Source organism: Wolbachia pipientis (assembly GCF_023661085.1).
Taxonomy (GTDB): domain Bacteria; phylum Pseudomonadota; class Alphaproteobacteria; order Rickettsiales; family Anaplasmataceae; genus Wolbachia.
In genome coordinates this window covers 1-3,709 of sequence record NZ_JAHDJT010000123.1, presented here as the reverse complement: position 1 = coordinate 3,709, position 3,709 = coordinate 1, and the positions used below count along the sequence as shown (strand labels likewise).

At 35.2% G+C, this 3,709-nt stretch carries 4 protein-coding genes; all 4 read right to left on the bottom strand.

Translation table 11 applies throughout. From position 1 onward, the window contains the following. Positions 1 to 144 precede the first annotated feature (144 nt). From DM84_RS05325 to DM84_RS05310, 4 genes are read right to left on the bottom strand one after another with little or no spacing between them, the layout of a single operon-like run. Positions 145 to 990 carry an SPFH domain-containing protein gene (locus DM84_RS05325; RefSeq protein WP_250778909.1) on the bottom strand — a complete coding sequence of 282 codons (846 nt, stop codon included), beginning with the start codon at positions 988 to 990 and terminating at the stop codon, positions 145 to 147. Between the two features lie 7 nt (positions 991 to 997). Beyond that, positions 998 to 1,987, bottom strand: coding sequence for a M23 family metallopeptidase (locus DM84_RS05320; RefSeq protein ID WP_250778907.1), 990 nt, complete (start codon positions 1,985 to 1,987; stop codon positions 998 to 1,000). A 3-nt stretch (positions 1,988 to 1,990) separates the two neighbouring features. Then, positions 1,991 to 2,740, bottom strand: coding sequence for a YebC/PmpR family DNA-binding transcriptional regulator (locus tag DM84_RS05315; RefSeq protein ID WP_250778905.1), 750 nt, complete (start codon positions 2,738 to 2,740; stop codon positions 1,991 to 1,993). Positions 2,741 to 2,787: 47 nt separating this feature from the next. Beyond that, positions 2,788 to 3,531, bottom strand: a complete 744-nt coding sequence (locus DM84_RS05310; protein WP_250778902.1) for an outer membrane protein assembly factor BamD — start codon at positions 3,529 to 3,531, stop codon at positions 2,788 to 2,790. Between the last annotated feature and the right edge of the window lie 178 nt (positions 3,532 to 3,709).

The following is a 3,709-nucleotide window of genomic DNA, read 5'->3' as shown; positions in this document are numbered from 1 at the left end:
AAATTTAAACAATGAGACGCCAAATACTCTAAGTTTTTTGTCATTAATCCACTGCAGAGATTGCAAAGATAAATAAATAGCTTCAATACTATTATAAGGGTAACAGCGAAGGTTGTCAAGCAAATTTTTCGTTGAGCTTCTATACTAATTATTATCTAAGCTAATTGTTGGTTGTGCATCTTGTTCAGAAATAAGGGCAACTAGTAGGTTATTTATCAATTGAATCTTTTGTTTTCCATCCAATTGTATGCTTTTATTTTTTTCAAAATGGGCTATTACTTCTTCGATAATTCCTATTGCATTTTGCACTATATGCTTTCTTGCAGAGGTGATAGCATGTGCTTGTTGACGCCTCAGCATTGCTTGTGCAATCTCAGAAGAATACGCTAAATGCGATATTCTCGCTTCTGTAACTTCAATTCCCGCAATATCCAGTCTTTGTTGTAACATTGAGCGCAATTCACCTGAAATTTTATCAGAATTTTTACGTAAAGATTCCTCATCGCTTTCGCTGTCATACGGGTAATTGCTCGCCAGTTCTCTAATTACTGAGTCACTTTGCACGGAAACAAACTCATAATAATTATTCACATTATAATATGCCTTTGCGGGGCTGCTTACTCTCCAAACAATCACTACTGAAATCTCTATTGGACTTCCATTTACATCATTTACTTTAATTTTTTCTGTGTTGATATTTTGAAATTTCAGAGAAACAACATATTTTGTTGAAAACGGCAGTGTAATAAACATTCCTGGTTTCAAATAAGTTCCAATATAATGACCAAGAAATTCTATCACTCTTGCTTCATTGGGGTTATTGATGAAAAACCCCTGAGAAAAAAACAACACTGAAATAGCAGCGATTCCAAGTGCAATTGCACTATCATATGCTACAAAAAGTACCGATAAAATTAATCCTAGCACTATCATTACAGGGAAAACTCGGAGTTGACTTAACTTTCTATCATTTATCGTATTCTTATCAATACTGCCTTTAAACTTCTTTTTCACCTGAACTCTCCTTGTTGACTGTTTTATCTATTTTATTTACAAATAGTTTAAACTCCCTTAATTCATGATCAAGTAACTTCACTTTGTTTTTATGTGCTATTGTAAGCGGATCAACGTGTTTGCCGTTATATATAACTTCGTAATGTAAATGGGGTCCTGTAGCAATACCAGTGCTACCAACATAAGCGATGACCTGTCCCTGCTTTACTTTGGAGCCTAATTTCACATCACTACTAAATTTACTCATATGTGCATAGCAGGTTGAATACCCATTTTTATGTTTTATTTTGATGTACTTACCATATCCTCCGTTATTTCCTACATATTCTATTACACCTTCTGCAGCAGCGTATATAGGAGTACCAAATTTAGCTGCGTAATCTACTCCTTTGTGAAAAACAACTTTACCGCGAATAGGGTGCTTTCTATTCCCAAATTTCGAAGATATACGATAATCTCCATTTAACGGATTTATAAAAGCTTTGCTACCTCTTAGGCTTATTCCCCCTTTATCAAAATATCCTTCTTGACCGTTTTGTGACTTATAATGATATAAGCGAGTAGCTTTTTTGTTTGTTGTCAGTGAGGTGTATAAAATTTTTTCTTCAGTCTTCTGGTTGTTAGGCAATCTCTCAAAAAGAACCTCCAATTTACTCTCTGGCACGATATCTTTTTTAAAGTCTACACCAAAATCTTTATATATGTCGATTAATCTCATCACTGTATTTTGCGCCAAACCTTGTTCAATTCCTGTGGCAAAAAAGGAAGATTTTATGTTACTAGATATGAATAACAGCCTTTTGTCATGTACTAAGTTTCCTACGTTGCTTTCTTTTATCAGAGCAGCTTGACTACTTGAATCCATGACTTTTTTTTTCCTGATCCCGTGCTGGAATGATACCGGAAGATCTGCGGATGCCTCAATGGTATGCAGCGGTAAAATAAAAAGTAGTATGAGTACGATTAGTTTCATAACTTAAGCGGCAAAATTATCACCAGCAAAAGTAAAATTACCTTCAACGTACTGTACATCATCATTATCTTCGAGCTCTTCAACCAATGCAGATAATTTATCAATTAATTCCTTATCGCTAACTTCAACCAGGTCCTTTGGTTGCCATGAAAGACGAGCAAGCTCTGGCTCTCCAAATTTTGCATAAAAAGCATCACGCACTTTACCAAAATCTTTTACTTCACAGGTTATAACGTACAATTCTTCTTTGTCATTTTCCTCAACATTCAATACTTCTAATTCGATTCCGTAATCAAACAAATCTTCAAAATTTACACCCTCTGCTTTATAGACGATTAAACCTACATGATCGAAAAGGTAACTAACACTTCCTGTCTCTCCCAAATTTCCACCCTTGCAAGAGAATATATAACGCACCTCAGAGGCAGTTCGGTTGCGGTTATTCGTTAGAGCATGAACAATAAGTGCGGTGCCAGAAGGTCCATAGCCCTCATATTGTACTTCCTCATAATTTTCTCCTGCAACACTGCCAGTTGCGTTTTTTATTACTGTTTCTATTTTATCTTTTGGCAAATTTTCCTTACGTGCAGCAAATATAGCAGAACGAAGGCGTGGGTTGAGTTCAGGATCAGGCAGCCCTTGCTTTGCAGCAACTGTTATTTCTCTAATGAGCTTCGTAAATTTTTGAGAGCGCTTTGCATCCTGAGCGCCTTTCCGGTGTTTTATATTTGAAAATTGTGAATGACCAGCCATATTCAAATAGTTACAAACCTAAGTTATACACCAAAGCATAGAGAAAACTAAAGCGAATTTTTAAGTTTACTGCTCTCGCATGGAACTTCGTCTTTCCTATCAGGATTTTCTGCTAAAATACTTTCATACTGCTGAGCTTCCAGATCAAGACCAAGAGCTAAGTGGGCTGCTATTAGATAGTTAACAGATCTAGAAAAATAGCTAGAATCCTTATTGCTTATTACATTTTGAAAACGCTTAATTGCTGCTAGATATTCACCACGCCTTAAGTAGAACCTACCGATAGAATATTCTTTTGCCAATATATGTTCTGTGATTAGCTTTACTTTTTCCTTTATCTCGTCTGTATGTTCACTGTTTGGAAAGAGATTAATGTACTCAGCAGCTAGCTCTAAAGCTTTATATGCCGTTTGTTGCCCGAGCTGTACTTTATTGATTTGCATGTAATAAGACAATACCCTTAGGTAGTACACATACGGTAAGTCTTCACCATTTGAATAAATCTGTATATAATTGTCCATATCACTTGCAGCACTGCTGTAGTTGCACATATTGTAGTGAGAAATACCGGATAATAATTTTGCTTTCATCGCCCAATAAGAAAAGGGATACAAATCTTCAATTTTTTGAAATGCTCTGATGGCTTGTTTATATTTTTTCTGGTCAAAAAGCTTAACAGCTTCCTCATATAGCTCAGCTTCGCTTTTTTCGAGATGAGCATCATCATTCGCATATAATTGCGTAAAGGAACAAATCAGAAGAATAAAACACGTAATTAAAGTCTTATACATAAGATTTTTTTGATCAAAATAAAGTATAGACTAAATATTATCTAAATAAACAAATTTCTGAAAGTAGACCTCTCTATAACAAACCAGCTTTGGCATATGCAAAAAAACTACTTGACAACCTTTGCCGTTATCCTTATCATAGTATTGAAGCTATTTGTTTAACTTCCCAATCTGTACA

Bases quoted from the DNA above. Each gene is read 5' to 3' on its own strand.
- DM84_RS05320 (WP_250778907.1), bottom strand. From the start codon at position 1,987: ATGAAACTAATCGTACTCATACTACTTTTTATTTTACCGCTGCATACC.
- DM84_RS05315 (WP_250778905.1), bottom strand. From the start codon at position 2,740: ATGGCTGGTCATTCACAATTTTCAAATATAAAACACCGGAAAGGCGCT.
- DM84_RS05310 (WP_250778902.1), bottom strand. From the start codon at position 3,531: ATGTATAAGACTTTAATTACGTGTTTTATTCTTCTGATTTGTTCCTTT.